Consider the following 26,370-nt stretch of genomic DNA (forward strand, 5'->3'; position numbering starts at 1 on the left):
GTAGGATCGGGACCGGCCAGCAGGCAGGTGGTGGGGACCGGCGCGGCCGGTCCCCGGCTTAGCGCAGGGCCGGCTTGAGCGCGATTTCCTGCAGGAAGAACGCCAGCTGGCGCGTGTCGGGCTGGCCCGGCGGCGGCTGGTAGGGCGCGTCATGTTCCAGTTCCAGCGTCAGCGTCGGCGCGTCGGGCAGCGGCAGCTCGGGCAGCTCGCGCAGCGCGAACCAGCCCAGGTCGCGCCCGTTGATGATCACGCGGGTGCGGCTGTTGCCGGTGAAGTAGTGGCCGATGATGAGCAGGGTGCGGTACTGGTGGCCGGCCGGCAGCGGCACGGTCAGCACCGAGCGCTTGCCGTTGGACCAGCTGCCGTTCCAGATGTCGCCGCCGGACTCGGGCTGGCTCCAGCCGGCGCCCAGCGCGACGCCGTCGTGGCTGAGGAATTGCGCCAGGCCGTAGCGCAGCGGCGCCGGGCCGGCCGGGCCGCACCGCGGCTGGCCGTCGATGTAGCGCCACATGCGGGCGGTGTCGTGGAAGCGGTTGGCGGCCGTCAACGCGCGGCCGGCGCCGCACAGGGCCTGGTCGGCGTCCAGGTTGGCGCGGCTGTACATGGTCTTGAACACCTTGCCGCCCTCCTCGTAGACGGCGACGCGGCCCTGCGCCAGCTCTTCCTCGCCATGCCAGCTGCGCTCGGCGAACAGCTCCGGTTCCGGGTTGTACCAGGCCGGCGCGTGGCGCAGCACGGCGCGCGCCAGCGGGCTGAATTCGAGCGCGCCGTAGCGCTGGTCGTTGCGCATGGCCAGCCCCTGCAGGACCAGCAGCGCGGCCAGCGCCGCCACCGGCCAGCGCGGCAGGCGGCGCAATTGCCACAGCAGCACGAACAGCAGCGGCATGGCGGCCCAGAACGCGTAGCGCATGACGCCGGCCGCGCCCGAGTTCCAGTTCTGGATCACCAGCGTGGGCAGGGCCAGCGCCAGCGTCAGCGTGCAGGCCAGCGCCAGCATGGCCAGCCGGCGGCCACGGCCCGGCGCGCCACGGCGCCAGCCCCACAGCAGCAGGAAGCCGGCCAGCGCCGGGATGGCGACGATCATGCCCTGGTTGAGGTCGAAATAGAACGAGAACAGCCGCACGCCGCTGGCCATGGCCGGGTCGGCGCCGACCTTGGCGATCACGCTGGGCACGCCGAACTGGTACAGGTTGTACAGCGGCGCCAGCGCGAACAGGGCGCCGCCCAGCGCCAGGCCGGCGATGCGGCGCGGCGCCACGCACGGCGCCAGCGCGGCGCGCCAGCCGTCGCCGGACCGGTACTGGGACGCCAGTTGCAGCAGCGGCGCGAACGCGAGGAAGAACACGGTGGTGGGGTTTTGCAGCGTGGCCAGCCCGCCCAGCAGGCCGGCCGCGAGCGGACTGCCGGCCGTGTACAGCAGCAGGCCGGACAGCAGCATCGAGGCCGTCATCAGTTCCGGGCTGCTCCAGTCCAGGTACAGCACGCCGCCGCACAGCAGGAACAGCAGCAGGCCGACGGCGGCGCGGCCGTTGCCGCCGAACACGTGGCGCAGGGTCAGGCCCAGCACGAACACGCAGGCCAGGTTGAGCGCCTGGTAGCACTTGAACGGGTCGGCGCCCAGCGCGCGCAGCAGCTTGAACGGCAGCGCCGCCAGCGCCGAATAGCCGAAGAAGTGGATGGCCTGGGTGCTGCCGTCGCGGCCACGGTAGAAGCCGCTGAGCGGCACTTCGCGCCGCGCTTGCATGCCGTCGGCCAGCTGGGCCAGGGCGGCCTCGAACTGCGGCATCATCCTGCGCCCCAGCGCCACGTCGGCGGGACGGATGTCGGGGCTGCCGTGCTCGGCCACGGCCACCGTCATCAGCGTGTATTCGGCCGCGTCGCCGGTCAGCAACGGGGCGCGCAGCGCCAGCGTGGCCAGCAGCGCGGCCGCCAGCAGCAAGGCGAAGGCCAGCGGGCCGCGCAGGCCGGTGCGCGCGCCGCGCGCGGTGTGGACGGGCGCCGCCGGGGCGGCGGCCGGGGGCGGGGAGGGCACGGTGCGCGGCATGGCGGTCACCGCGTGAGCGCGAACGCGCCGGCCGCGATCAGCACCAGGCCGGCCAGCTTGGACACGCTCATCGCTTCGTTCAGGGCCGCGTAGCCGGTCAGCGCCACCAGCGCCATGGTGATGGCCGTCATGGCCGGGTAGGCCAGGCTGATCTGCAGCCGCTGCAGCGCCACCGAATAGCAGATGAAGCCCAGGCCATAGGTGGCGCAGGCGCCGCCCAGGAAGGCCAGGCGGCGCAGGTTCCAGTCCGTGCCGGCCAGGCTGGACAGTTTAATCAGGAGGGTGGCGGCGGCGCTGGCCAGCGCGGCCAGCGCGCACCACAGGTAGCCTATCAAGGTCGGGGACATGGCGGACTCTTTCAACAATTCAGGGGGCGGTCACAGCGCGGCGGCCACGGCCAGCGCGCCGCACAGGGCGATGATGAGCAGGCTCAGGCGGTCCTTGCTGACGAACAGCACCGGGTCCTCGTGCACCTGGCCGCGGTAGCCGAGCATCCACAGCCGGCCCAGCCAGAACACCAGCAGCGGCACGATGCCCATCAGGTAGGCCGGATGCGGGTACAGCGGCAGCACGCGGTCCGAGTTCATGTACAGCATGAAGATCAACACCGACAGGAAGCCGGCGTTCACGCCCATGGTGCCGATCGGGCCCTTGTCGGCCGTGGTGTAGCCGCGCCCGCTGGTCTTCTCCTTGCCCTGGCGCTTCAGGTTGAACAGTTCGCTGTAGCGCTTGAGCATGGCCAGCGACAGGAAGATGAAGAACGAGAACGCCAGCAGCCAGAACGAGGGCGTGATGCCGGTGGCCGCGCCGCCGCCGAGGATGCGCACCGTGTACAGCAGCGCCAGCGTGACGATGTCGACCATCAGCAGCCGCTTGAGCACGAACGAGTAGCTCAGCGTGCTGACGAAGTAGATCAGCACCACCGGCAGCAGCCAGCTGCCGTCGAGCGTGCACAGCAGCAGGGCCGCCACCGCCAGCAAGGCGCTGGTGCCCAGGGCCAGCGACAGCGGCAGGCTGCCGGCCGCGATCGGGCGCCGGCACTTGGTCGGGTGCTGGCGGTCGTCGTGGGCGTCGAGCGCGTCGTTGAGCAGGTAGGCGCTGGAGGCGCACAGCGAGAACGCCGTGAACGCCAGCAGCGATTGCAGCAGCGTCGGCAGTTGCAGCACGTGGCCGGCCAGCATCGGCAGGAACACCAGCATGTTCTTCAGCCACTGGCGCGGGCGCATGGCCTTGAGCAGGGCGCCCAGCGGATGGCGGCGGCGCGCGCCCAGCGGCTGGGTCTGGCGGCCGTCGGCCAGCCGGAACGGGCGCCGGCTCACGCTGTACGCTTCGCGGCTGCCATGCCACACGGGCACGTCGACGCTGGCGTTGCCCACGTAGTCGTAGCCGCGCGCGCCGTAGTGCCGGGCCAGCGTGGCGGCCTTGTTGTGCGAGGTCAGGTTGACGCCGGCCTCGGTGGCCAGCACCAGGTCGAACAGCTGCAGATGGGCGGCGATGGCCTCGGCGTAGGCGCGCTGCGAGCCGGTGGCGAGCACGACGCGCCGTCCGCGGGCCCGCTCCTCGCGGATGTGGGCCAGCAGCCGCTGGTCGTAGGGCAGCGTGGCCGGGTCGATGGCCACGTGCGCGGCCAGCTTGTCCTTGAAGCCGGCCTTGCCCAGCAGCAGCCAGCCGGGCAGGCGCCACGCCTGCCAGAAGCGCTGCTTGAGAAACAGCAGCAGCGCCTCCCACAGCAGGTCGGAATAGATCAGGGTGCCGTCCAGGTCGATGACCAGCGGCGGTTCAGCGTGGACCGGGGTGGCGCCAGGCGGGGTCAGGGGCTGGTGCGGAGAATTCATGCGGTTGCGCTCTCAGGGATAGCTTCGGTTTCAGGGGCGGCGTCGAACAGCAGCGCGGCCAGCGCGCGCGCGTTGTCGCTCCAGCATTGCCAGGGCATGGCGTCGGACGCCACGGTCCGGCCGGCCGCGTGGCCGTCCAGCCAGGCGCGCAGTGCCAGCGCCAGCGCGGCGCCATCGTGGCCGCTGAAGTACTGGGCGTGCCGGCCCGCCACTTCGCGGAACACGGGCAGGGCGCGCGCCAGCACGGGCAGGCCGTGGCGCGCCGCCTCGATCAGCGGCAGGCCGAAGCCCTCGCCCTCGCTCGGCGCCAGCAGGCAGGCGCAGGCCGCGTACACCTGCTCCAGGTAGTCGTCGCTGATGCCTTGCAGCCAGTGCAGGCGGCGGCCCGCCTCCGGATGGGCTTGCAGGCGCGCGACGATGGCGGGGATGGTGCGGCGCTGCGCCGGCGGCAGGCCCTGCCAGCCCTCGCGGCCGACGATCACCAGTTGCGCGTCCACGCCCTCGGCCCACAGTTGCTCGAACGCGTCCAGCGTCTGCAGGTGGCCCTTGCGCGGCTCGATCGTGCCCACCATCAGGAACGCCGGGCTGGCCGCCAGCCGCGCCAGCACGGCCGGCGCCGCGTCGGGCAGGCCGGTGCTGGGCTTGGAGGCGGCGATGTCGGCGCCATGGTGCAGCACGGCCAGCGGCGGCACGGCCAGGCCGTTGGCGCCCAGCCACTGGCGCGTGTCGTCGGCCACGGCGGCGCTGATGCAGACCAGGCGGTCGGCCTGGGCCGCGATGCAGCGCAGCCAGCGGCCATGGGCGTCGCTGGCGCCGGGCGGGAAGAAGGCCGGCTGCAGCACGGGCAGCAGGTCGTGGATCAGGAAATTGACGGCCACGCCGGCCGCGCGCCAGCGCTGGTACAGGCCGGCGGCGGCGGCCGCCACCACGGCGCCGGGCGCGTAGTCGGGACTGTAGTACACGTCGCCGTGGCCGACCTTGACGGCGTCGTCGGCCACGCCCGCTTCGTCGATGCCGAGCAGGCGGTGCGTGTAGCGCTTGGCGTAGCGGTAGTGCCAGTGGCCGCCCTCATCGCTCAGGTACACGGGGCGCACCTGGTAGCGCGTGGTGGGCGTGCGCAGCAGTTCGGACAACTGGGCCCGCACCACGCGCTCGATGCCCGTCTGCAGGTCGTTGGCGGCGATGGTGGTCACGTCCACCAGCAGCTGGGGCGCCGGCGCGCCGTCGCCGCCGAGCTGGCGGTACCAGCGGCCGTGCAGCACCACGTCCATCAGCTGGTCCGCGCTCTGCTGCCAGTTCAGCCAGCGCAGGCCCTGCGGCCGCGGCGCCTGGCCGGCCGCGTGCAGGTCCAGCCAGGCGCGCAGGGCGCCGGCCAGCGCCGGCGCGTCCAGGCCGTCGAAGTAGTAGGCGTGCTCGCCGGCCACCTCGCGGAACACGGGCAGGCCGCGCGCGATGATGGGCAGGTCGTGCTGGGCCGCCTCGATCAGCGGCAGGCCGAAGCCTTCGGCCTCGGAGGCGGCCAGCAGCGCCGCCGCCGAACCGTACAGCTGCAGCAGCATCTCGTCGGACACGCCCGACAGCCAGAACAGGCGCTGGCCGCGCTGCGGATGCTGCTCCAGCCGCTTGATCAGCGTGTCGACCAGCCAGCCGGCCTTGCCGACGATGACGAGGTTGACGGCCACGCCCTGCTGCCACAGCAGATCGAACGCGTCCAGCGTCTGGGCGTGGCCCTTGCGCGGCTCCAGCGTGCCGACCATCAGCAGCGTGGGCGCGGCGGCCACGGCGGCCAGCACCTGGCCGGCCTCGGGCGGCAGGCCGCTGCTGGGCGCGCTGGCGCCGATGTCGGCGCCCAGGTGGAAGTAGCCGAGTTGCAGCGGCGCCACCCGGCGGCTGGGGCGGCTCTCCAGCCAGGTGGCCAGCTCGTCGGCCACGGCGCGCGAGATGCACACCACGCCATCGGCCACGTGCGACACCGTGTCCAGGTAGTCGGCATAGTATTTTTCCGCGCCGAACGGGAACGATTCGGGGCGCAGCAGCGGCAGCAGGTCGTACACCACGAAGTCGATGCGCACGCCGCGCTGGTGCAGGCCGGCCAGCAGCGCCTCGTTCTGCGCCGTGCCGTTGGTGAACAGGTCGAGGCCGAGGAAATGGTCGCCGGCGCGCGCCTCGATGGGCGCGTCCTCCAGTTGCAGGCCATGCACGCCCAGCAGCTCGAAGGCCCAGCGGCGCGCGTAGCGGTAGCAATGGTTGCCGCCTTCGCTGTAGACCGGCTCGACCCGGTAGCCGGCCGGCGGCTGCTTGAACAGCGCCAGCAGGATGCTGCGCACCACGCGCTGGATGCCGGTCTTGTGGTCGGCCTGGATCAGCGCCGAGATGTCGATCAGCAGCTGGCGCGGCGCCGTGGCCGGCAGGTTGGCGGCGATGGCGCCGGCGGCGGCGATCAGTTCGTTCTCCTGCGGCTTGGGCGACAGCGCGGCCAGCCCGTCCAGCAAGGCGCGGTAGCGGCTGGCGTGGCTGTCGCGCGCGAAGCGCTCGATGGCCGCGTGGTATTGGCGCGCCACGGCGGCCGGCGCGTGGTGGGCCTGCACGTGGGCGCGGCCGCGTTCGGCCAGGCCGGCGCGCAACGCCGGTTCGTCGTAGAGGCGGGCCAGCGCGCCGGCCAGTTCGTCGTCGCCGAACTGGTCGGGCAGCTTGATCAGCACCTGCTCCGGCAGCGTGGCGGCCGCGCCGTGGGCGTTGATGATGGTGGGGATGCCGTACAGCAGGCAGTCGAGCACCGAGGCCGACGTCTCGCCGCGGGTCTGGGTGCGCAGCTGGACGGCGGCGTCGGCCGCCGCCAGGTAGCGCCCGTAGTCGGCGGCCGTGACGAAGCCGGTCACGCGGATGCGCTCGGCGCACGGGCTGTGGTTGATCTGGCGCTGCAGTTCGTAGCCGTAGGGGCCGGGGTCGTTCTCGCCCACGAACACCAGCTGGCAGTTGCGCTGGCGCGCCAGCGGCGAGGCCAGGAAGGCGTGCAGCAGCCGCTCGTTGAGCTTGGTGCTGCCCAGCATGCCGAAGCTGCAGACCAGGAAGGTGTCGTCGTCCAAGCCCAGCGCCTGGCGCGCCGCCTGGCGCGCGGCCTGCGGCGCGTGGCCGGCCGGCAGGCCGCGCAGCAGCGGCAGCGTGACCCACTGGTCGGCATAGCCGGGGCCGTACCACTGCTCGGCCAGCCGGCGCGAGAAATCGGCGTGGACGATCAGGCCGCTGGCCTGGTCCAGCACCGGCTTGTTGCACGGGTAGGCCCAGATCGTCTCATTGCGGCCCAGCTCGCCGTGTCGCAGCAGCGCGCTGTGGCCGTGCGAGGCGTACAGCGCGGCCAGGAACGCCTGCGGTTCGACCCGGTCGCGCTCCATGTTGTCGAGCACGCCGCTGAGGAAGAAGTCGTGCAGCACCACCACGCCGGGATGGCGCGCCAGCAGGCCGAACATGTGCTGGTGGGAATTCGAATTGCCGAAATGGTAGAGCACGCGGTCGTAGCTGGCGGCGCGCTGCTCGAACTCGTCGGGCGTGCGCAGCGGCCAGCGCGCGGCCAGCGCCGGGTCGGCCGGCACGCTTTGCTGCACCACCAGTTCGATCTCGTAGTACGGGTCCAGCTCGGCCAGCAGTTCGGCGCTGTAGTCGGCGATGCCCGATTTCTCGGGCGGCAGCGGCGACACGAACGCCAGCCGGGGACGCGCTGGCGCGGGGCCGGCCGTGGCCTTGCCGGCTGCGCTTGCCGCAGTTGCTACGCCAGCGTCCGCCAAGTCGCCGCTCGTGGCCGTGGCGGCCGGGCTGGCCGGCAGCGCGGCCAGCGCCTGCCACAGCCGGGCCGCCGCTTCGTCCGGCTGCTGGCCCGTCACCAGCACCGGCACCGGCGCCAGCGCCGCCTGCAACAGGGCGCCATCGGCGGCGGCCGGGGTCAGCACCAGGCTGGCCGTCTGCAACTGGCGGCGCTGGCGCGCGGCCACCGGCCGCAGCGCGGGCGCGGCCGGCGCCTGCAGCGGGCCGGCATCGGCCAGCCAGTAGGCGCAGGGCACGCCCGGCGCGCCGTGGTCGCACAGGCTGTCCTCGAGCGGCCGGTCCAGCAGGCCGGGGCAGAACAGGGCGTCCGGCCGCAACTGGGCCAGCGCGTTGGCGCGGATCAGTTCGGCCGCGCCGTGTTGCCACGCGCCTGAGCCGGTGGGCGCCGCGTAGCAGACGATGTGGGCGGCCGGCAGCAGGTCGGCGAAGGCGTGGCGCAGCGCCTCGATCTGGTCGCCGTGGCGGCCGTCGAGGGCCAGCAGCACGGTGTGGCCGGCGGCGCCGCGCACCACGGCCTGGGCCAGCGCCACCACGGCGGCCGGCTCGCGCGCGGCGCCGTTCTGGCAGGATTGCAAGTCAATGACGAGACGCATGTTCAGTGTTCAGTGTGTTGTTGGGCGCGCCGCAGGTCGGCCAGCACCTGGCGGGCCGATTGCGGCAGTTCGCGCAGCTGGTAGGGCAGGTCCGGCGCGTGCTGGGGCTGGCCATGGTCTTGCCGCACCACGGCCAGCACCCGCTTGAGCCGCAGCGACAGGTTGGGGTAGCGTATCTGCAGCGGCACCGTCACGCGCAGCACGGCCGGGCGCGACAGCACCCACGCCAGCGCGCGCCGGATCGCGTTGCGGGCGCGCCGGCGCGCGATGCGCGGCAGGCTCTGCTCGCCGCGCCGCAGCAGCACGCGCATCGGCGCCGTGATGCGCCACGAGCGGCTGGCGCGCATGGCCAGCAGTTGTTGTTCGAGGCCGGCGGCCCAGGCCGCGTTCTGGTGCAGGCTGGCCTCGAAGGCGCGCGCGCGCTGGTCGGCCTGGTGCAGCTCGGCCCGCACCTGGGCCGTGTCGTCGGCGGCCAGCCGGGTCTGGCGCTGGGCGTCCAGGATCGCCTGTTCCAGTTCCGCCTCGCGCGCCTGGTGCTGCTGCTGGTGCAGCGCCAGTTGCGCGGTCAGCCCGGCCAGCGCGGCGTCGAGCCGGTCGGCCCGCTGCCAGGCCTTGTCCAGGTGGTGGCTGATGTAGTCGTCGAACACGTTGGGCTGGACCGTCAGGCGCTCGGCCAGTCGCGGGTGCTCGTCGGCCACGTAGTAGCGGTTCAGGCCGTCGAAGTAGCAGAAGCGGTAGCCGTGGTCGGTCACCAGCGCCTCCCAGCTGGCGTGGTTGCTCACGCGGCTGTTGGGCAGGGTCGCCTCGACCACCACGATCCACGGCCGGCACGCGCGCCAGTCCATGCCGCGCAGCACGTCGCCCTCGCAGCCTTCGACGTCGATCTTCAGGAAGTGCACGGGGCCGCGCACGTGCTCGCGGCAGATGGCCGCCAGCGTGCGCAGCGGCACGGTCTGCTCGACCACGCGGTGGCCCTCGGCCCGGTGGCTGGCGGCCACGGCGGCGTCGGTCGAGGCCCAGCCGTTCACGTCCGTCACGTCGAACAGCGTGATCTCGCCCTCGGCCGCGCCGGCCGCCACCGTCAGCGTCAGGTCGCGCGGGCGCTGTTCCAGGAACGCGGCCCGGAACGAGGGCAACGGCTCGATGTTGATGCCGTGCCAGCCGCGCTCGTAGAAGGCCTTGGTGACGGAATGCTGCTCGGGGTCGTTGGCGCCGACGTCGATGTAGAAGCCGTCCGGCACGTCATGCAGGGCGCGCCACAGCAGCACGTCCTCGCCGTTCTGGGCGTAGGAGACGAAGCTCATGGCTGGCCTTCCCGGAACAGGGCCGCCAGCGCCGGATCGGCGCGCACGGCCAGCGCCTCGGCCAGCGACGGCTTGTCGTACACGAACAGCGCGATGGCCGCCTGGGCCAGCAGGTCGCGCCCGCTGAGCAGGCCGGGCGACTTCATGAAGATGGCGTCGCCCCAGCCGAGCCGGTCGCGCGACTGGCGCGCCGCCGTGCCCTCGCTGGCGTAGTGGCAGGTGCCGTGGAAGTCGATCAATTCGAAGCCCTGGCCGCGCAGCAGCTGCTCGATGTCCGAGAACAGCGCCTGGCCGGCGTAGATGGGCGTGAACGACACCTCGCAATGGACCACGGCGGTGCGCGCCAGCACGGCCGTGGCGTGGCGCAGGGCCGGCAGCTCGAAGCCCTGGATGTCGAGCTTGAGGAAGTCGACCGGGGCGGCGTCGGCCAGCACGGCGTCCAGCGTGCGGGTGTCGACGTCGGCCGTGCGCACGGTGCGCAGGTGGCTCAGGTCCACCAGCTGGTCGGTCACGGCGCGGTTGAACGGCAGCAGCGACGAGGTGGCGTCCGGCGCGTTGATGTGGAACGGGTGGCGCTGGCCGTCGCCGATGAAGTCGGGGTACAGCCGCACCGTGGCCTGGCCGTCATGCTGTTCGCGCTGTTCGCGCTTCTCGTCCAGCGGCTCGAAGCCCGTCACCTGGCAGGGCAGGCCGTGGTCCGTCAGCGGCGCGTACACGTGGCGCTCGTCGTCCAGCATCTGCGCGCCGACGTCGACGATGTGCAGCGGCTGGTCCGCGAACAGGGGGGCGCAGTGGGCCGCCAGCCGGGCGCGGACCGCGCCGCGCGCGGCGAGGCCGGCGGCGCGGGCGCGGTATTCGTCGCTGCCGGCCAGGGCCGTGGCCAGCGCGGCCACGTCGCCGCCGCCGGTCAGCACGGCGCGCCAGTGCCGCAGGCCGACCGGGTCCGCGTCGCGGCCCAGCAGGGCACGGTACAGGCCGCGCACCAGCGCGTCGGCGGCGTCGGCGGTGGGGAACAGGGTCTCGGACATGATCTTTCCTGGGTTTCGGTTGAATTCGGCGTTACAGTTTGTCGACGTCCAGTCGCGGCGCCAGGTTGGCCAGGCCGGACCAGGTGATGGCCGCGCTGTTGGGCAGGACGACGAAGGTGCTGACCTCGTGCAGGTAGTTGAGCACTTCGCGGAAACTGCCTTCATCATAGCCGCCGTTGCCCAATCCGACCGTGAGCGTGTATTCGTCCGGTGCCAGCGCCATGGTGAAGGCGAAGCTGGCCGACAGCACGCCGCCGGCGGCCACCGGCCCCGGCTGTTCGCGCATGCAATAGGTGTTGGTCTCGAACAGCACCACGCCGTAGCGGTTGCGGATCTTGAAGCCCACGTGCGGATCGTCGAGCTCGCGGTGGGCGCGGTATTCGACGCGCAGCCGCACCGGCTGGTCGGCGATGATGCTGGCCTCCGGCGTGCCGTCGTCGCGCACGAAGGCCACGCCCACGCAGTCGGCCAGCGCGGTGGTGATGCTGCCGTCGCTGCCGGTCAGCGCCGGCGCGTCGCGCAGCCGCTCGGCCGTCGACAGGGCCACCGCGTGCTGCTGCGGCGCATGGTCGAGCCGGCCCAGCAGTTCGGCCTGGTAGCGGTCGGCGGCCGCCTTGGGGGCGCCGTCGAAGGCCAGCGCGCCCTGGCGGATGTACAGGCAGCGGTTGCAGATGTTCATCACCGTGCCCATGCTGTGCGACACGAACAGCAGCGTGGTGCCGCTGGCCGTGAAGGCGCGGATGCGGTCGAAGCATTTCTGCTGGAAATAGACGTCGCCCACGGCCAGCGCCTCGTCCACGATCAGGATGTCGGGCCGCACGCAGGTGGCCACGCTGAACGCCAGCCGCATCTGCATGCCGCTCGAATAGACGCGCACCGGCTGCTCGATGTAGTCGCCGATCTCGGCGAACTGCTCGATGGCCGGCATCAGCGCGTCGAGCTGGGCCACGGTGAGGCCGGCCAGCTGGCCCGCCATGTAGACGTTCTGGCGGCCCGTGAAGTCGGGGTGGAAGCCCATGCCCAGCTCCAGCAGCGCCGCCACCCGGCCTGTCAGCGCCACGCCGCCCGTGGTGGGCTGGGTGGTGCCGGTGATCAGCTTGAGCAGCGTGCTCTTGCCGGCGCCGTTGACGCCGATCAGGCCCACGGCCTCGCCGGCCTTCACCTCGAAATTAATGTCCTGCAAGATCCAGCGCAGCTGGTGGCGCGGCCCGCGCATGGGCAGCAGCCACTCGCGCAGGCGGGCCCAGCGGGTTGGATATTGTTTGTAGGCCTTGCCCAGTTGGGTGACGCGGATGGTGCCCATTACAGTTCGTCCGCCATTTCCCCCGCGCGGCGGCGGAACAGTTTCAGGCCCAGCAGGCACAGGCCGGCGGCCAGCACGGCGGCCGGCGCCAGCGAGGCCCAGTCCGGCATCTGGCCGGCCACCAGCAATTGTTGATACGACACGGTGATGGCGCTCATGGGGTTCAAGGCCAGCCACGGGCGCAGCGCCTCGGGGATGATGGTGGCCGGGTAGACGATGGGCGTGAGCCAGAACCAGAATTGCAGGAAGATGGTGAAGAACTGGCCGACGTCGCGGAAGAACACGTTGAGGATGCCCAGCACCAGTCCCAGGCCCACGGCCAGCGCCAGTTGCAGCGCCAGCAGCGGCAGCAGCGCCAGCGCGACCCAGCCGGGGAACTGGCCCGACAGCAGCAGGAACAGCAGGAACAGGCCGAAGATGATGGCGAAGTTGAGCAGCGCGTTGAGCACGGCGATCAGCGGCAGGCAGATGCGGGGGAAGCTGACCTTCTTGAGCAGGTTGGCCTGCTCCAGGAACATGTTGAGCATGCGCGTGGTCAGTTCGCTGAACAGGCCCCAGGTCAGCACCCCGGCGCACAGGTAGATGCTGTAGGCGTACTGGCCGCTGGCGCCGGGCAGCTTGCTGCGCATGACCTGGGAGAAGATCAGCGTGTAGACCACGATCATGGCCAGCGGGTTGAGCACGGTCCAGGCCGCGCCCAGCATGGTGTTGCGGTACTTGGCCTGGAATTCCCGCTTGACGCTGCCCAGCACGAAGCCGCGGTAGGCCCAGAGGGCCCGTAGCATGGCGGACATCAGGCGGCGCCTCGCGGACGGAACGACGGTGGTGCAGAACTCATGGCAGACGGCGCGGCTCGCAGACAGTCTGCTGGCCCCTGAAATTGAAAGGGTCAGATTATACCGTACTGGCCTTGCCACAGTTGTAACTGAAAACCGGGGTCAGGTCATACCATCCGGCAACATGCGCGCATGTTGCCGGACGGTATGACCTGACCCCGGTTCGGCGGGCGGTGTCGCGCCTCAGGCATCGCCTTGCACCAGTTTCTGCAGCGCGTCCGGGTCCTTGATGATGAGCCGGTGCGGCTCCTTCTGGACGATGCCCTGCTGCACCAGCGTGAGCAGGGCCCGGGTCACCGTCTCGCGGCTGGTGTTGATCATGTTGGCGATGTCCTGGTGGGTCGGCAGGTTCTCGACCACGGTGCCGTCCGGGTTCTTCTTCTGCATCAGCACCAGGAAGGTGTAGATGCGGCGCGTCGTGTTGTTGATGCTGAGCAGGGCGCGGAATTCCGAGTCGCGCTGGATCTTCTGCGCCAGGTGGCGCAGCATCTGCTTGGCCACCGACGGCGAATGGGTGAACAGGCGCAGCGCCACGGGCGCGGGCAGGAACGCCACCAGCACCTCCGTCATGGCCACCACCGAGGCCGAGCGCGTCGAACCGTTGATCAGCGCGATCTCGCCGAAGAAGTCGCCCGGCGCCAGCATGCGCAGGCCGACGGCGCGGCCATCCTCGGTCACGTCGATCACCTGCAGCTGGCCCGACAGCAGGAACAGCAGGCCGTCGCCGCTGCCGCCCTTGTGCAGCACCACCTCGCGCTTGGCGTGGTGGCGGATGCGCAGCTCGGCCTTGACGGCGTTCATCTCCTCCTCGGACAGCTCGGCCAGCAGCGGGATCTTGCGCAGGTAGATCTGGATCTGGCCCGGCGGTTCCTTGGGCGGCGTGCCCGGCGCGTCCGGCAGTGCGGCGGGCTCGCTCATGCGAACGCCCCCAGCGCGCCGACGGCGCCACAGGCCAGGCCGATCAGGCCGGCGCACGCCACCCCGGCCGCGTTGGCGGCCAGGTCGCGCCAGCAGAAGCGCCGCTCCGGCACCAGCACCTGCAGGCATTCGATGGCCAGGCTGGCCAGCAGCACGCCGGCCAGGCACCACAGGCCCTCGCGCCGGTCGTGCGCGAGCGGCAGAGCCAGCAGGGCCAGCAGGCCGAAGCCGGCGAAATGCATCAATTTATCGTTCGGCAAGGCGCTCGGCAGCCAGCTGTTGGGCAGCAGGCAGCCCACGGTCAGCAGCACGGCCAGTGCCAAGAACATAATCCATTTCCAATCCATACACTACCCTGATTCGATGACGGCGGCCCGTGGCGGCGCCACGTCACGGCGTCTGCCATTGCCAGCTCAGTTGCAATTGGCGGTCATTGTACTGAAAGATCGAGATGCTTTCCTGATTCCGGACCTGCCTGGCCTCCAGCAGCAGCGCCTGGCTGGCGCTGAGCGGGTAGGTCAGGGCCGCGCGCAGCAGCGTGGTGCGCTGGCGCCGCACGTCGTCGATGAAGCCCGGCGCATAGGCCTCGGCGCCGTTCCAGCGCTGGTGGCTGAAGTTCAGTTCGCCCGTCAGCTGGTGCGGCAGCTGGTGCTTCCATTGCAGCGTGGCCAGCCAGCCGCGCCGGTCGCCGCCGGGGCGCGCCGCCAGCGCCCGGTCGTCCAGCCCGGCCAGGCTGACGGCGGCCAGGTCGGCGTCGCGGTGGTAGGTGAACTGGCCGCGCAGCTCGAGCGTGTTGGCGTCGAAATGGCTGAGCGTGAGGTAATTGGCGCGGCTCACGCCGGCCGTCAGGTGGAACTGCACGCTGCCCGGCAGCGGCAGCGGCGGGCCGACCCTGACCTGCAGCTGCGCCTGGCGCTGGTACAACTGGCTGCCCAGCGTGATCAGGCCCATGCTGGCGCTGCCGCGCACGGTCCAGTGGCCGAAGCGCCACGGCGTGTCGGCGCCGGCGTACAGCGCCGTCGAGTTGTACTGGCCCAGGCTGTCGTAGCGGCGCGACTGCAGTTGCAGATAGCCGCTGCTGCCGTTGGGCGTGAGGTCGCGCAGGTAGTCGGCCGAGAGCCAGCTGAACTGGTCGTGCTTGGGCTGGAAATCGATCGGCTGCGGCAGGTCCACCTGCACCCCGGCCTGGGTCACGCCATAGCTGCTGCCGTAGGAGCCCTGGTTGACGTTCTGGTCCAGCCCGCGGCCGATGCTCAGCGTGGCGTGGCTTTGCGGCTGCCAGTTGCTGCAGCCGCCGGCCCGCGCCTCGCTGATCAGTTCAAGGATGCCCTGGGGCGGGTTGAAGCGCACCTCGATGGCCGCGAACAGCCGCTCGGCCTCGTCCGCGTGGCCCAGCGCGCACTGGATCAGGGCCAGGTCCAGCCAGGCGCCCGCGTGCAGCGGCTCCTTGGCCACCACCTCGCTCAGGGTGGCGCTGGCGTCGTTCTTGCGCCCCTCGGCGATCGACTGCAGCGCCTGCTGGTAGAGCATCTGGCTCTCGGTCTCGCCCGGCTCGTCGGCGTGCGCGGCCGGGGCCAGCGCGAGCGCGCAGGCCAGGCCGGCCAGCGCGGCCAGCCGGCGCGATGCCTTGCCGTTGGCCGCCCTCACGCCTGGCGCTCCCGCACGCCGGTGGTGGAGGGCGCCGCGCCTGCGGCCATGTGGTGCGTGTCGTTGATGGTATCGATGGTGGTGTCTATCGTATAGAGCGTGGTCGGTTTTTCCTTGCCGCGCAACAGCCGCTCGCCCAGCGGCAGGAACTGGTGGCCGGTGGCGCGCGCCACCGTGCCGGCGCCCACGATCACGTCGTGGGGATAATCGCGCGCCGCCTGCTCCAGCCGCGCCGCCGTGTTGACGCTGTCGCCGACGGCAGTATAAATGCTGCGGAACGCGGTGCCAAAATCGCCGGCCATGGCCAGCCCGCTCTCGATGCCGATGCGCACCCGCAGCGGCGGCCAGCCCTGGGCCACGCGCGCCTGGCTCAGCGCGTGCACGCGGCGCACGATGGCCTGGGCCGCGTCCAGCGCCAGGTCGGCGTGGCGCGGGTGGGGCAGGGGCGCGCCCCAGAACGCCACCAGGCCGTCGCCCGTGTATTTGTCGAGCGTGCCCTGGTTGGCGATCACCGGCTCGGTCAGGCATTCGAGGAAGTCGCGCGTCAGTTTGGCCGCCTCGTCCACGGGCAGCGCCTCCACCTGCGAGGTGTAGCCCTCCATGTCGGCGATCAGGGTGGTCACGTCGCGCTGGCGCGGGGCCAGCGGGTCCTTCAGGTCGCTGCGCATCAGTTCGCTCACCACGGCCGGCGCCACGTACTGGCGCAGGGTGTCGAGCAGGTAGCGCGAGCGGTGCTGGGTCTGCTGCCACTGGAACGGCACGGCGAACGCCAGCAGGAAGGCCAGCGAGGCCAGCGGCGCGCTGGGCGAGAAGCCGGCGTCGTGGACGCTGACGGCCAGGCCGAGCGGCAGCCACAGCGCGGCGCCGGCGCCCAGCAGCAGGCCGTTGCGGGCGGCCGACAGGCGCGGCATGGTGTAGCTGGCCAGCGCCGCCAGCAGCAGGGTGTAGGCGCAGGCGATCCAGCGGCCCGGCCATGGCGCCGGCGCGCTGCCGTCGCGCCGGTCGAGCAGGGTCGACAGCATGGCCGCCTGCACGCCCAGGCCGGGGCGGTTGGCCGCCAGCGGCGTGGTCACGCGGTCGGCCAGGCTCAGCGAGGACGAGCCCACCAGCGCCAGGCGGCCGCTGGCGCCGTCGGGCGCGATGCGGCCGGCCAGGATGTCGGCCGCGCTGACGACGGTGTAGGCGCTCCAGTCGCGGCGGTAGTCGACGCGGGTGGCGGCGGCGTCGGCCGGGAGCGGCGCGCCGCGGGCCGCCGCACGGGGCGCGGCCCGGGCGGGGTCGGCGGCGCAGCAGTCGAGCAGGGCCAGGGCGAGCGCCGGGTAGAGGCGCCCCTCGAACGAGGTCAGCAGCGGCAGCCGGCGCAGCGCGCCGTCCGGGTCGGGGATGAAGCCGATGTTGCCGATGTGGGGCGCGTGCGCCAGCAGCGCGTGGTTGGCCAGGTAGCCGGTGGCGGGCTGGGCGGGGGTGTCCGCCGGCGCCGCCGCCAGCGCGCCGCCCAGCACGCCGGCGCGCAGCGGCTCGGGGCGGGTGGCGCTGTAGTCGAAGGCCTGGGCCAGCACCAGCGGGCCGTGGTTGGCCAGCAGGGCCAGGCGGGTGTCGCCGTCCGGGTCGCCGGCCTTGGGCAGCACGATGTCGAGCGCCACGCCGCGCGCGTTGTAATTAGTGAGCAGCATCTCCACCAGGTCGGCGATGCGGCTGCTGGGCCAGGGCCACGAACCGAGCGCGGCCAGGCTGGCCTCGTCGATGTCGACCACCAGCACGCGCGGCTCGGGGGCGCTGGTGGTGCGCAGGCGGATGTAGCGGTCGCGCAGCCATTCCTCGGCGAAATAGCCGTGGCCGGGCTGGAATTCGGGGATCACCGTCAGCAGCAGGGCGACCAGCGCCATCAGCCAGCGCAACTGACGGGGCGAAGGGCGCAGCGAGCGCGGGGCCGTGGCAGGAATCATGGAGACGGTCGGGATGGCCGGTCGGCGCGGTCTGGTAAAAAAAGCAAGTTGATGACTGGAACAGGCAGAGTATAACGGGAAACCTCGAACAACTGTCGCTGTAACGACGGGGCTGGGAATCGGGCGGCCGGCCGGAAACCGGGGTCAGGTCATACCATTAGGCAAGATGCGCGCATCTTGCCTAATGGTATGACCTGACCCCGGTTTTTCGCGCTGCCGGCATTTGCTACAAAGTGTAACGCTTGGGGAGGGGCCCGGTGCTTGCAGTAAAATGTGACCTGCATCACGGAAACATCCGTGGCCGGCGCGCGATAATCGGCCTTGTAATAGGAGAAGAATATGATACGTCAACTCATTCTGGCCGCCGGCGCATTGCTAGCTGCCCACGCGGCCGGGGCCGCGGAGGCCGGCAAAATCATATTTGTCGCCGGCGCGGCCCAGGTGGTGGACCATCCGGCAACGCTGGGCGGGGCCGTCAGCGAAGGCGAACTGCTCACGACGGGCGCCGATGGTTATCTCTACGTCAAGACCATCGACAACGGCCTGTTCATCCTGCGCCCCAACACCCGCGCCCGCATCGCCACCTACCATGTGGACCGCGAGCAGCCCGCCAACACCCGCGTCAAGCTCGAACTGCTGAGCGGCGTGGCGCGCAGCCAGTCCGGCGAGGCCGTCAAGCAGGCGCGCCAGAACTTCCGCTTCAACACCCCCGTGGCCGCCATCGGCGTGCGCGGCACCGACTTCACCGTCTTCACCGACCAGGACACGTCGCGCGTGACGGTGCTGTCGGGCGCCATCACCGTCAGCGGCTTTGGCGGCGGCTGCCGCCCGGACGGCGCCGGTCCGTGCGAAGGCAACACCAGCCGCGAACTGACGGCGGCGCAAAAAGGCCAGCTGCTGCAGGTGCAGCGCGGCCAGCCGGCGCCGCAGTTGATGCAGGGTAACGGCCTGCTGGCGCCCGACCTGGTGGCGCCGCCCCGTCCCGACGAGCCGGCCAAGGGCGCGGCCGCCGGCGGCAACGTGCTCGGCGGCGACAGCCTGGTGGCGGTGGAGGTCAAGAAGATCAACGACCAGCCGCGCAACCAGTCCGGCGGCAATGGCGGCAACAACACGCAAACGGTGGTGCCGCCGCTCACGCCGCCCATCATCGAGGTGCAGCCGGCCCCGCCGCCGGTGCCGGTGGTCTATAAGGACATCAGCTGGGGCCGCTGGACGGCCGTGCTGAAAGACCCGGCCACGTCGGGCGTGTCCAAGGATGGCTGGGACCGGCTGGGCATGAACAGCTACTTCGTGTTGTTCCGCGAACACAAGGGCAACGATTTCGTCACGCCGGAAAAGGGCAGCGTGAGCTTCGCGCTGGCCGACAGTTCGGCCTATGTACGTGACATCAATACAGAGAAGAAATCGGCCGCCCAACTGCAGAACGGCGTGCTATCGTTCAATTTTGATAAGTCCAGCTTCGCCACCCAGTTCGACCTGCTGACGGGCGGCGAAAGTTTCCACATGGGCAACAGCGGCATCGTCAAGCGCGACGGCACGTTCTCGGTGCTGAATCCGAGCTTGCCGGGCGCCAACATCGGCATCACCGGCTTCATGCGCGACATGAACGGCGCCGCGTATCTGTTCGATGGCAGCCTCGATGCGCGCCGTGCGGTCGATGGTGTGACGGTATGGAAAAAATAATAAATAATTAATACCGTTGATTTGAATAAGGATTCCCGCTACCGCTTAGTCGGCAGCGGGATTTTTATTGCCGGGATAGTCATGGTGCGCCATGGCGGGCCCGGTGGCAGTAGGGCCGCGAGCACGCCGGCCGGCCGCAGCCGTGGCCGGTCGGCGTTGTTATAAGGCTAAGGCAAGCATTGATTTATCCACAGGCATCTCTCATAATGTCCGCGCGGTAATATCAATGCTGCAAATTTGCAAAAAGGGGAGTTAATTGAGGTTTGGTGTGATGCCCATCACATCCATCCCCAACTATCTTCTGACATGATTCGGTACGCTGTCTTGCGGTTCCGCAAGCGTTGCGTGCCGAAGTGCTTATTTTCTAACTCAGGAGTTTTACATGGCTACAAATACCGAATTGGTCCAACAGCTGTACGTTGCATACTACAACCGTCCAGCCGACGTTGACGGCCTGGCTTTCTACGTGAAGGCACTGGACAGCGGCGCGACCGTTGCCGAGATCGCCAAGAATTTCGCTACCGGCCCTGAGTACGTTGCTACCTTCGCTGGCATGCAGCCTGACGAAATCATCGACACCATCTACGTCAACCTGTTCGGCCGTCACGCCGACAAGACCGGCCTGAACTTCTGGGGCAACGAACTGACCCAGAACATCTCGCCACTGGACGTGATCGTGCGTAACATCGCTGCTGGCGCCCTGAACGCCGACGGCACCCTGAACGCCGACGGCAAAGTCTACGCTAACAAAGTGGCCGCCGCTGTTGCCTTCACCAAAGAACTGGACACCGTCGGCAACGAGCAAGAGCGTGTTGCTTACGCTTCGGGCCACGTGAACGGCGTCGCTAAGACCTTCCTGGCTGGCGTGACCGACGACGCATCGCTGACCTCGGCCCTGGCCAACATGCACACCACCGGCGTTTCGCTGGTTGATGCTTACACCCCAGTGACCGTCAACACCCTGACCACCGCTGTTGACACCCTGATCGGTGGCAGCGGCAACGACGTGTTCAACGGCACCCTGGGTAATACCGATGTCACCAAGGACACCCTGAACGCGCTGGATTCGATCGATGGCGCCGCCGGCAACGACACCCTGAACATCGCTTACGTTAAAGCAGCTGGTTCGCTGGACAACACCGCGATGGCTGGCGTGGTCGTCAGCAACGTCGAAACCATCTCTATCCGTAGCGCTGGCGACGTCGGCTTCGACCTGACCACCGATGCCAACATCACCGGCGTGACGAAGGTCGCCGTGACCCAAGCAGCCAATGCCCAGCTGACCGCTGGCGCCACCACCAACATCGCCATGTCCGGCGCCACCGGCACCACCACCGCTGACGGCGGCCTGAACGAGACCGTGTCGGCCTCGAGCGGCGGCAACGTGACCCTGGGTCACACCACCGGCGCAGCTGGCATCATCTCCGCCACCATCGCCAAGCAAGCTGCTTCGGCTATCGAAGTGCACGGCGGCACCGACGTGTCCGTGACCTCGACCGGCAGCACCGGCGGCTCCATCGTCGTTGGCGGCGCTGCTGGCGGCGCAACCGGCGGCAACGCTTCGGGCGCTGTGGCCGTGACCTCGACCGGCGCTGCCGCTTCGGGCACCGCTGCAACCTCGACCGCTTCCGTGACCGTCACCGGCGGCACCTCGGTCACCGTGACCCAAGTTGCAACGTCGGACGCTTCGGCCGCTGCAACCGACACGGCTGCTAAGACCACCCACGGCGTGACCCAAGGCGACGTGACCGTCACCGGCGACAAGCACACCACCTCGGTGACCGTGACCCAGACCGCCGCTGCTGCTGGTAAGGATGCTGTGGTTGCTGCTGCTGGTTCCTACCAGACCGAAGTGCAGACCTTCAAGGATCTGGCATCGGGCAAGGAAGTGACCGTTGACGGCCTGACCTTCACCGCCGCCAAAGACCTGACCGCAGCTGAAGTCGCTGCTGCCTTCGCCAACATCGCCGCCAGCGGCGTGCAAGGTTCGGGCGTGGTCGGTAACGGTACCTACACCGGCGCCCTGAGCGCTAACTTCGCCTCCGGCGCAGCCAGCGGCGCATCGGTGACCTTCACGGCCACCGCCAAAGCGACCGCCATCACGGCCTTCACCGTGAGCACCGACGGCACCGCCCTGGTTGCCGCAACCGAAACCGCTGGTGCTGACCACACCACCGGCGTGACCGGCGTTCTGAAAGTTGTTGACGGCGCCGTAGTGGTTGCCGACAGCGGCGACAAAGTGCTGACCACCGTGACCCTGGACGCCTTCGGCGCATCGTCGAGCGTCACCTCCGACGTGCTGTCGACCCTGAACCTGGCCAACAGCAACTCTGACGTGACCATCGCCAACGCTGGCGCAACCAACACCACCCTGGCTCTGAACCTGAACAACGTTGGTACCGCAGCCGCTGCTGCTTCCGTGGTCGACACGAACCACCTGTACACCACCCTGAACGTGACCACCGCAACGGCTGACTCCGTTGTTGCTGTGAACTCGTCCACCGTGGCTACCCTGAACGTGTCCGGTACCAACGCAGTTGACCTGTCCGGCTCGACCTTCGCTCTGAAGACCGTGACCGTGACCGGCGCCGCTGGCGTGACCGTTGACGCTTCGGCCGCTACCGTGACCGCGGTTGACACCTCGGGCACCACCGGCAACAGCACCGTGACCCTGGACGGCACCAACGCAACCTTCACCGGCGGCGCTGGCGTTGACACCGTGACCCTGTCGACCACCGCTCCGACCAAGGCAATCGCCCTGGGCGCCGGCGACGACGTGCTGAAACTGGCTGCCACCACCACCACCATCGGCACCGGCGGCTCGCTGGCCGGCGGCGACGGCACCGACACCATCGTGTTCGCTACCGGCGCTGATGCTGCTGGCGCTTCGGCTGACGCTGTGTTCGGCGGCAAGATCAGCGGCTTCGAAGTTGTGGGTATCACCACCTTCGGCGCCGACGGTACCGTCAACCTGCACAACCTGGACGACATCAGCTCGATCGTGATCGGTGGTTCGACCGCTGGCATCCTGACGCTGGACAAACTGGTTGCCAACAGCACCGTTGAGTTCGACGGCACCAGCCTTGGTACCGTTGTTGCAACCCTGGCTGACGCGACCGGCACCGCTGACGTGCTGAACGTTGTGACCAAGGTCGACGGCGACACCGGCTTTAACCTGGTGAAGGCAGCTGGCGTTGAGACGATCAACCTGACCGTTACCGATACCGACGAGACCACGATCGACACCCACACCATCGACCTGCAGGGCGCCGCTCTGAAGTCGATCGTTGTGACCGGCAACGCCAACCTGACCCTGACGGCCGACGCGCTGAACGTGAAGCTGGCTTCGCTGGACGGTTCCGCCATGACCGGCGTGCTGACTGCTAGCACCAACGGCACCCTGGCTGAAACCATCAAGGGCGGCGCCGCTGCTGACGTTCTGACCGCAACCGGCACCAGCGACGTGCTGAACGGCGGCGCAGGCAACGACACGCTGATCGCTCACGGCAATCTGGACACGCTGACCGGCGGTGCTGGCAACGACACCTTCGACATCAGCACCGCGACGACCAACGTCAACAGCTACGCCACGATCACCGATCTGGCCGTTGGCGACACGATCAAGTTCCTGGACACCGCAGCTACCGAAACCTTCCAGGCTTCGAAAGTTGTGCTGGCAGACACCGCTGTGTTCCAAGACTACGCCAACGCGGCTATCAACGCCACGAATATGGGCGACGTCGCTTGGTTCCAGATTGGTGGCAACACCTACGTGATCGAGCACGCAAGTGCCGACGCGTCGACCAGCTTCGTGAACGGTACCGACATCATCGTCAAACTGACCGGCGCTGTGGACCTGAGCCACGCTTCGTTCAGCGCTGACCACCAGTCCCTGGTGTTCGTGGCGTAATCAACACTGTCTCCTGACCTTCCCGCGCAAGCGGGAGGGTGTTGGAAAGCAGTCCAAAAACCTCCAGTGCCCCGGCACTGGAGGTTTTTTTCGTTAGGGCTGCCTAAAAAAGTAGCAGATCGGTAAAAATTTGTGACGAGCATCACATTTTCGACCGGTTTTGAGGGATAATCTCTCGTCTTTAATTGAGAAGACGTGCTTGCGCGCCGCCCAGGCGCCCTATCCTTCAAGCTTATGAAAAAACTCCTGAACCCCAAGAATGAAATTGAACAGGTCCTGCTGACCTTCAAGCGCACCTTCTACACGGTGGGCGCGTTCAGCGCCATCATCAACCTGTTGATGCTGGTTCCCTCGTTCTACATGCTGCAGGTCTACGACCGTGTGCTGGGCAGCCGCAATGAGATCACGCTGTTGATGCTGACGCTGATCATGCTGGGCGGTTACGCGCTGATGGCCACGCTGGAACTGGTGCGCAGCTTCGTGCTGGTGCGCGTGGGTGCCCGCTTCGACATGGAACTCAACCGCCGCGTGTACACGGCCGCCTTCGAGCAGAACCTCAAGAGCGCCGGCGGCAACGCGGGCCAGTCGCTGAACGATCTGACCAACCTGCGCCAGTTCCTGACCGGCAACGCGCTGTTCGCCTTCTTCGACGCGCCCTGGTTCCCGATTTACCTGATCGTGATCTTCTTCTTCGAGCCCAGCCTGGGCCTGTTCGCGCTGGGCGGCACGGCGATCCTGGTGGCGCTGGCCTTCATCAACGAACGCGCCACGCGCAAGCCGCTGGCCGAAGCCAACACCATGGCCATCACGGCCAGCAACCTGGCCACCAACAACCTGCGCAACGCGGAAGTGATCGAATCGATGGGCATGCTGCCCAACCTGATGTCGCGCTGGTTCAAGCTGCACGGCAAATTCCTGCACCTGCAGGCGCAGGCCAGCGAGAAGGCCGGCATGATCAGCTCCGTGACCAAGTTCGTGCAGACCTCGCTGCAATCGCTGATCCTCGGCTTTGGCGCCTTGCTGGTGCTGGAAAACAAGATCACGGCCGGCATGATGATCGCCGCTTCCATCCTGGTGGGCCGCGCGCTGGCGCCAGTGCAGCAAGTGATCGGCGTGTGGAAGAGCTGGAGCAGCACCCGCAGCTCCTACGAGCGCCTGTCCAGCCTGCTGGAAAAGAACCCCGCGCGCGACGCCGGCATGGAGCTTCCCAAGCCGCAGGGCCAGTTGTCGGTGGAAGGCGTGACGGCGTCGCCGCCGGGCGTGAACGTGCCCATCCTGCGTGCCGTGTCGTTCTCGCTGCAGCCCGGTGACGTGCTGGGCGTGATTGGCCCCAGCGGTTCGGGCAAGTCCACGCTGGCGCGCCTGATGGTGGGCGTGTGGCCGGCCGTGATGGGCAAGGTGCGCCTGGACGGCGCCGACATCTACCACTGGAACAAGGCCGAATTGGGCCCGAACATGGGCTACCTGCCGCAGGATATCGAACTGTTCGGCGGCACCATCGCGGAGAACATCGCGCGCTTTGGCGAGGTGGATGCCGAGAAAGTGGTGGACGCGGCCAAGCGCGCCGGCGTGCACGACATGATCCTGCACTTCCCGAACGGCTACGACACGATCCTGGGCGACGGCGGCGCCGGCCTGTCCGGCGGCCAGCGCCAGCGCCTGGGCCTGGCCCGCGCCATGTACGGCGATCCGGCCCTGCTGGTGCTGGACGAACCGAACTCCAACCTGGACGACGCGGGCGAGGCGGCGCTGGTGCAGGCCGTGCATGAATTGCGCAAGCGCGGCAAGACGATCGTGCTGATCACGCACCGCACCAGCGCCATCGCCGCCACCACCAAGCTGCTGATGCTGCGCGACGGCGCGGTGGCCATGTTCGGCCCAAGCAACCAGGTGCTGGCCGCGTTGAACGAACAGAACCAGAAGCAGATCGCGGCCCAGCAAGCGGCCCAGCAGAACGCGACCCAGCAAGCGGCCGCCCAGCAGGCGCAGCAACAAGCGGCCCAACAGGCGGCGGCCCAGCAAGCGGCGCAGCAGGCGGCTCAGCAGGCAGCGGCCCAGCAGGCGGCCGAGGCAGCGGCACAGCAAACGATGGCGGCCGAGCAGCGCGCGAGCGCCGCCGCGAGCGAACAGGAGTAATCGATGGCGAACATTATCAACAAGCCTGCGGAACCCGCAGTGGAAGTATTGGCGCATGACGTGACGCCGCTGACGGTCAACACCGACGCCGGCGCCTACGCCAAGCTGGGCTGGATCATCGTGCTGTGCGGCGTGCTCGGCTTCATCGTCTGGGCCACGTTCGCGCCGCTGGACAAGGGCGTGCCGTTGTCGGGCGTGGTGGCCAAGGAAGGCAACCGCAAGGCCGTGCAATACCTGCAGGGCGGCACCATCCAGGACATCCTGGTCAAGGATGGCGACGTGGTCAAGGCCGGCCAGGTGCTGGTGCGCATGAACGCGGTGCTGGCCGACGCGACGCTGGAAGTGTCGCGCGCCCAGTACATCTCGATGCGCGCGGCCGAGGCCCGGCTGCAGGCCGAACTGAACGGCACCAAGTCGGTGGCCTTCCCCAAGAGCCTGGAGCCGTTCAAGGCCGACCCCCGCACGCAGGCCGCGATGGCGCTGCAGCAGCAACTGTTCAGCTCGCGCCAACTGGCGCTGCAAAGTGAACTGGCGGCCATGAACGAGACCATCGAAGGCTTGACGGCGCAGGCGCACGGGCTGGAGGAATCGCGCGACAACAAGAAGGCCGAACTGGGCTTCCTGCGCGAACAGCTCGACAACAGCCGCGACCTGGCCAAGGAAGGCTACATCCCCCGCGCCCGCTTGCTGGACCTGGAGCGCACCTACGCGTCGGTGAACGGCGCCATCGCCGAGGACGTGGGCAACATCGCGCGCGCCCGTCGCCAGGTGGCCGAGCAGAACCTGCGCCGCGTGCAGCGCACCCAGGAATTCCAGAAGGAGGTGCGCAGCATGCTGTCGGACGTGCAGAAGGAAGCGGAGTCGCTGGAGAGCAAGCTCAAGGCGCAGGACTTCGAACTGGCCAACACCGACGTCAGGGCGCCGGTGGACGGCATCGTGGTCGGCAGCAATGTGTTCACCAAGGGCGGCGTGGTGGGACCGGGCGCGCGCATGATGGAGGTGGTGCCGTCGGAGGACGGGCTGGTGGTGGAAGGCCAGCTGGCCGTCAACCTGATCGACCGCGTGCACGTGGGCCTGCCGGTGGAGCTGATCTTCTCGGCCTTCAACAGCAACCGCACGCCGCACATCCCCGGCACCGTGGTGGCGGTGGCGGCCGACCGCGCCGTCGACGAGAAGACGGGCCAGCCGTACTACAAGGTGCGGGCCCGCGTGACGGCGGCCGGCGCCAAGCTGATCGCCGCCAAGAACCTCGACATCGTGGCCGGCATGCCGGTGGAACTGTTCGTGAAGACGGGCGAGCGCACCATGATGAGCTACCTGCTCAAGCCCATCTTCGACCGCTCCAAGTCGGCGATGACGGAGGAATGA

General features: G+C 69.2%; 16 protein-coding genes. 4 read left to right on the forward strand and 12 right to left on the reverse strand.

Going from position 1 to position 26,370, the window contains the following annotated elements; genetic code table 11:
* Positions 1-58 precede the first annotated feature (58 nt).
* The 12 genes from AC1RQG_RS04530 to AC1RQG_RS04585 form a co-directional block, all read right to left on the reverse strand.
* Positions 59-2,044 (reverse strand): hypothetical protein, encoded by a 1,986-nt coding sequence (locus tag AC1RQG_RS04530; protein WP_493128730.1) that lies wholly within the window; start codon positions 2,042-2,044, stop codon positions 59-61.
* Between the two features lie 5 nt (positions 2,045-2,049).
* Entirely contained in the window at positions 2,050-2,391 is a 342-nt protein-coding gene (locus AC1RQG_RS04535) for an SMR family transporter (RefSeq protein ID WP_493128732.1), read from the reverse strand.
* A 30-nt stretch (positions 2,392-2,421) separates the two neighbouring features.
* A complete protein-coding gene (locus AC1RQG_RS04540) occupies positions 2,422-3,879 on the reverse strand; it encodes a UbiA family prenyltransferase (protein WP_493128734.1) in 1,458 nt (485 codons plus the stop codon).
* Complete coding sequence (locus AC1RQG_RS04545) at positions 3,876-8,291, reverse strand: glycosyltransferase (protein ID WP_493128736.1); 4,416 nt, start codon at positions 8,289-8,291, stop codon at positions 3,876-3,878. Before AC1RQG_RS04545 ends, AC1RQG_RS04540 begins: the two co-directional genes overlap by 4 nt.
* A gap of 2 nt (positions 8,292-8,293) precedes the next feature.
* Positions 8,294-9,595 (reverse strand): FkbM family methyltransferase, encoded by a 1,302-nt coding sequence (locus AC1RQG_RS04550; RefSeq protein WP_493128738.1) that lies wholly within the window; start codon positions 9,593-9,595, stop codon positions 8,294-8,296.
* Positions 9,592-10,623, reverse strand: a complete 1,032-nt coding sequence (locus AC1RQG_RS04555) for an FkbM family methyltransferase (RefSeq protein WP_493128740.1) — start codon at positions 10,621-10,623, stop codon at positions 9,592-9,594. The genes AC1RQG_RS04550 and AC1RQG_RS04555 overlap by 4 nt, the downstream gene beginning before the upstream one ends.
* Before the next feature lie 31 nt (positions 10,624-10,654).
* The gene (locus tag AC1RQG_RS04560; protein WP_493128742.1) at positions 10,655-11,926 is read right to left on the reverse strand and encodes an ABC transporter ATP-binding protein; all 1,272 of its coding nucleotides are present in this window, start codon (positions 11,924-11,926) and stop codon (positions 10,655-10,657) included.
* Complete coding sequence (locus AC1RQG_RS04565) at positions 11,926-12,720, reverse strand: ABC transporter permease (RefSeq protein WP_493128744.1); 795 nt, start codon at positions 12,718-12,720, stop codon at positions 11,926-11,928. The genes AC1RQG_RS04560 and AC1RQG_RS04565 overlap by 1 nt, the downstream gene beginning before the upstream one ends.
* Positions 12,721-12,945: 225 nt before the next feature.
* Positions 12,946-13,680, reverse strand: coding sequence for a Crp/Fnr family transcriptional regulator (locus AC1RQG_RS04570; protein ID WP_493128746.1), 735 nt, complete (start codon positions 13,678-13,680; stop codon positions 12,946-12,948).
* Positions 13,677-14,009 carry a VanZ family protein gene (locus tag AC1RQG_RS04575; protein ID WP_493128748.1) on the reverse strand — a complete coding sequence of 111 codons (333 nt, stop codon included), beginning with the start codon at positions 14,007-14,009 and terminating at the stop codon, positions 13,677-13,679. The genes AC1RQG_RS04570 and AC1RQG_RS04575 overlap by 4 nt, the downstream gene beginning before the upstream one ends.
* 61 nt (positions 14,010-14,070) lie before the next feature.
* Positions 14,071-15,327 (reverse strand): tetratricopeptide repeat protein, encoded by a 1,257-nt coding sequence (locus AC1RQG_RS04580; protein ID WP_493128750.1) that lies wholly within the window; start codon positions 15,325-15,327, stop codon positions 14,071-14,073.
* Positions 15,324-17,273, reverse strand: coding sequence for a CHASE2 domain-containing protein (locus AC1RQG_RS04585; RefSeq protein WP_493128752.1), 1,950 nt, complete (start codon positions 17,271-17,273; stop codon positions 15,324-15,326). The genes AC1RQG_RS04580 and AC1RQG_RS04585 overlap by 4 nt, the downstream gene beginning before the upstream one ends.
* 339 nt (positions 17,274-17,612) lie before the next feature.
* On the opposite strand from AC1RQG_RS04585, the gene AC1RQG_RS04590 reads away from it, so the two are divergent.
* The 4 genes from AC1RQG_RS04590 to AC1RQG_RS04605 all read left to right on the forward strand — a co-directional run bounded on the left by AC1RQG_RS04590 (position 17,613) and on the right by AC1RQG_RS04605 (position 26,370).
* Positions 17,613-18,956, forward strand: coding sequence for a FecR family protein (locus AC1RQG_RS04590; RefSeq protein ID WP_493128754.1), 1,344 nt, complete (start codon positions 17,613-17,615; stop codon positions 18,954-18,956).
* 382 nt (positions 18,957-19,338) lie between these two features.
* Complete coding sequence (locus AC1RQG_RS04595; protein WP_493128756.1) at positions 19,339-22,866, forward strand: DUF4214 domain-containing protein; 3,528 nt, start codon at positions 19,339-19,341, stop codon at positions 22,864-22,866.
* A 234-nt stretch (positions 22,867-23,100) separates the two neighbouring features.
* Complete coding sequence (locus AC1RQG_RS04600) at positions 23,101-25,002, forward strand: type I secretion system permease/ATPase (RefSeq protein WP_493128758.1); 1,902 nt, start codon at positions 23,101-23,103, stop codon at positions 25,000-25,002.
* A 3-nt stretch (positions 25,003-25,005) separates the two neighbouring features.
* A complete protein-coding gene (locus AC1RQG_RS04605; protein ID WP_493128760.1) occupies positions 25,006-26,370 on the forward strand; it encodes an HlyD family type I secretion periplasmic adaptor subunit in 1,365 nt (454 codons plus the stop codon).

The organism is Rugamonas sp. GW822-FHT03B10 (assembly GCF_058801745.1).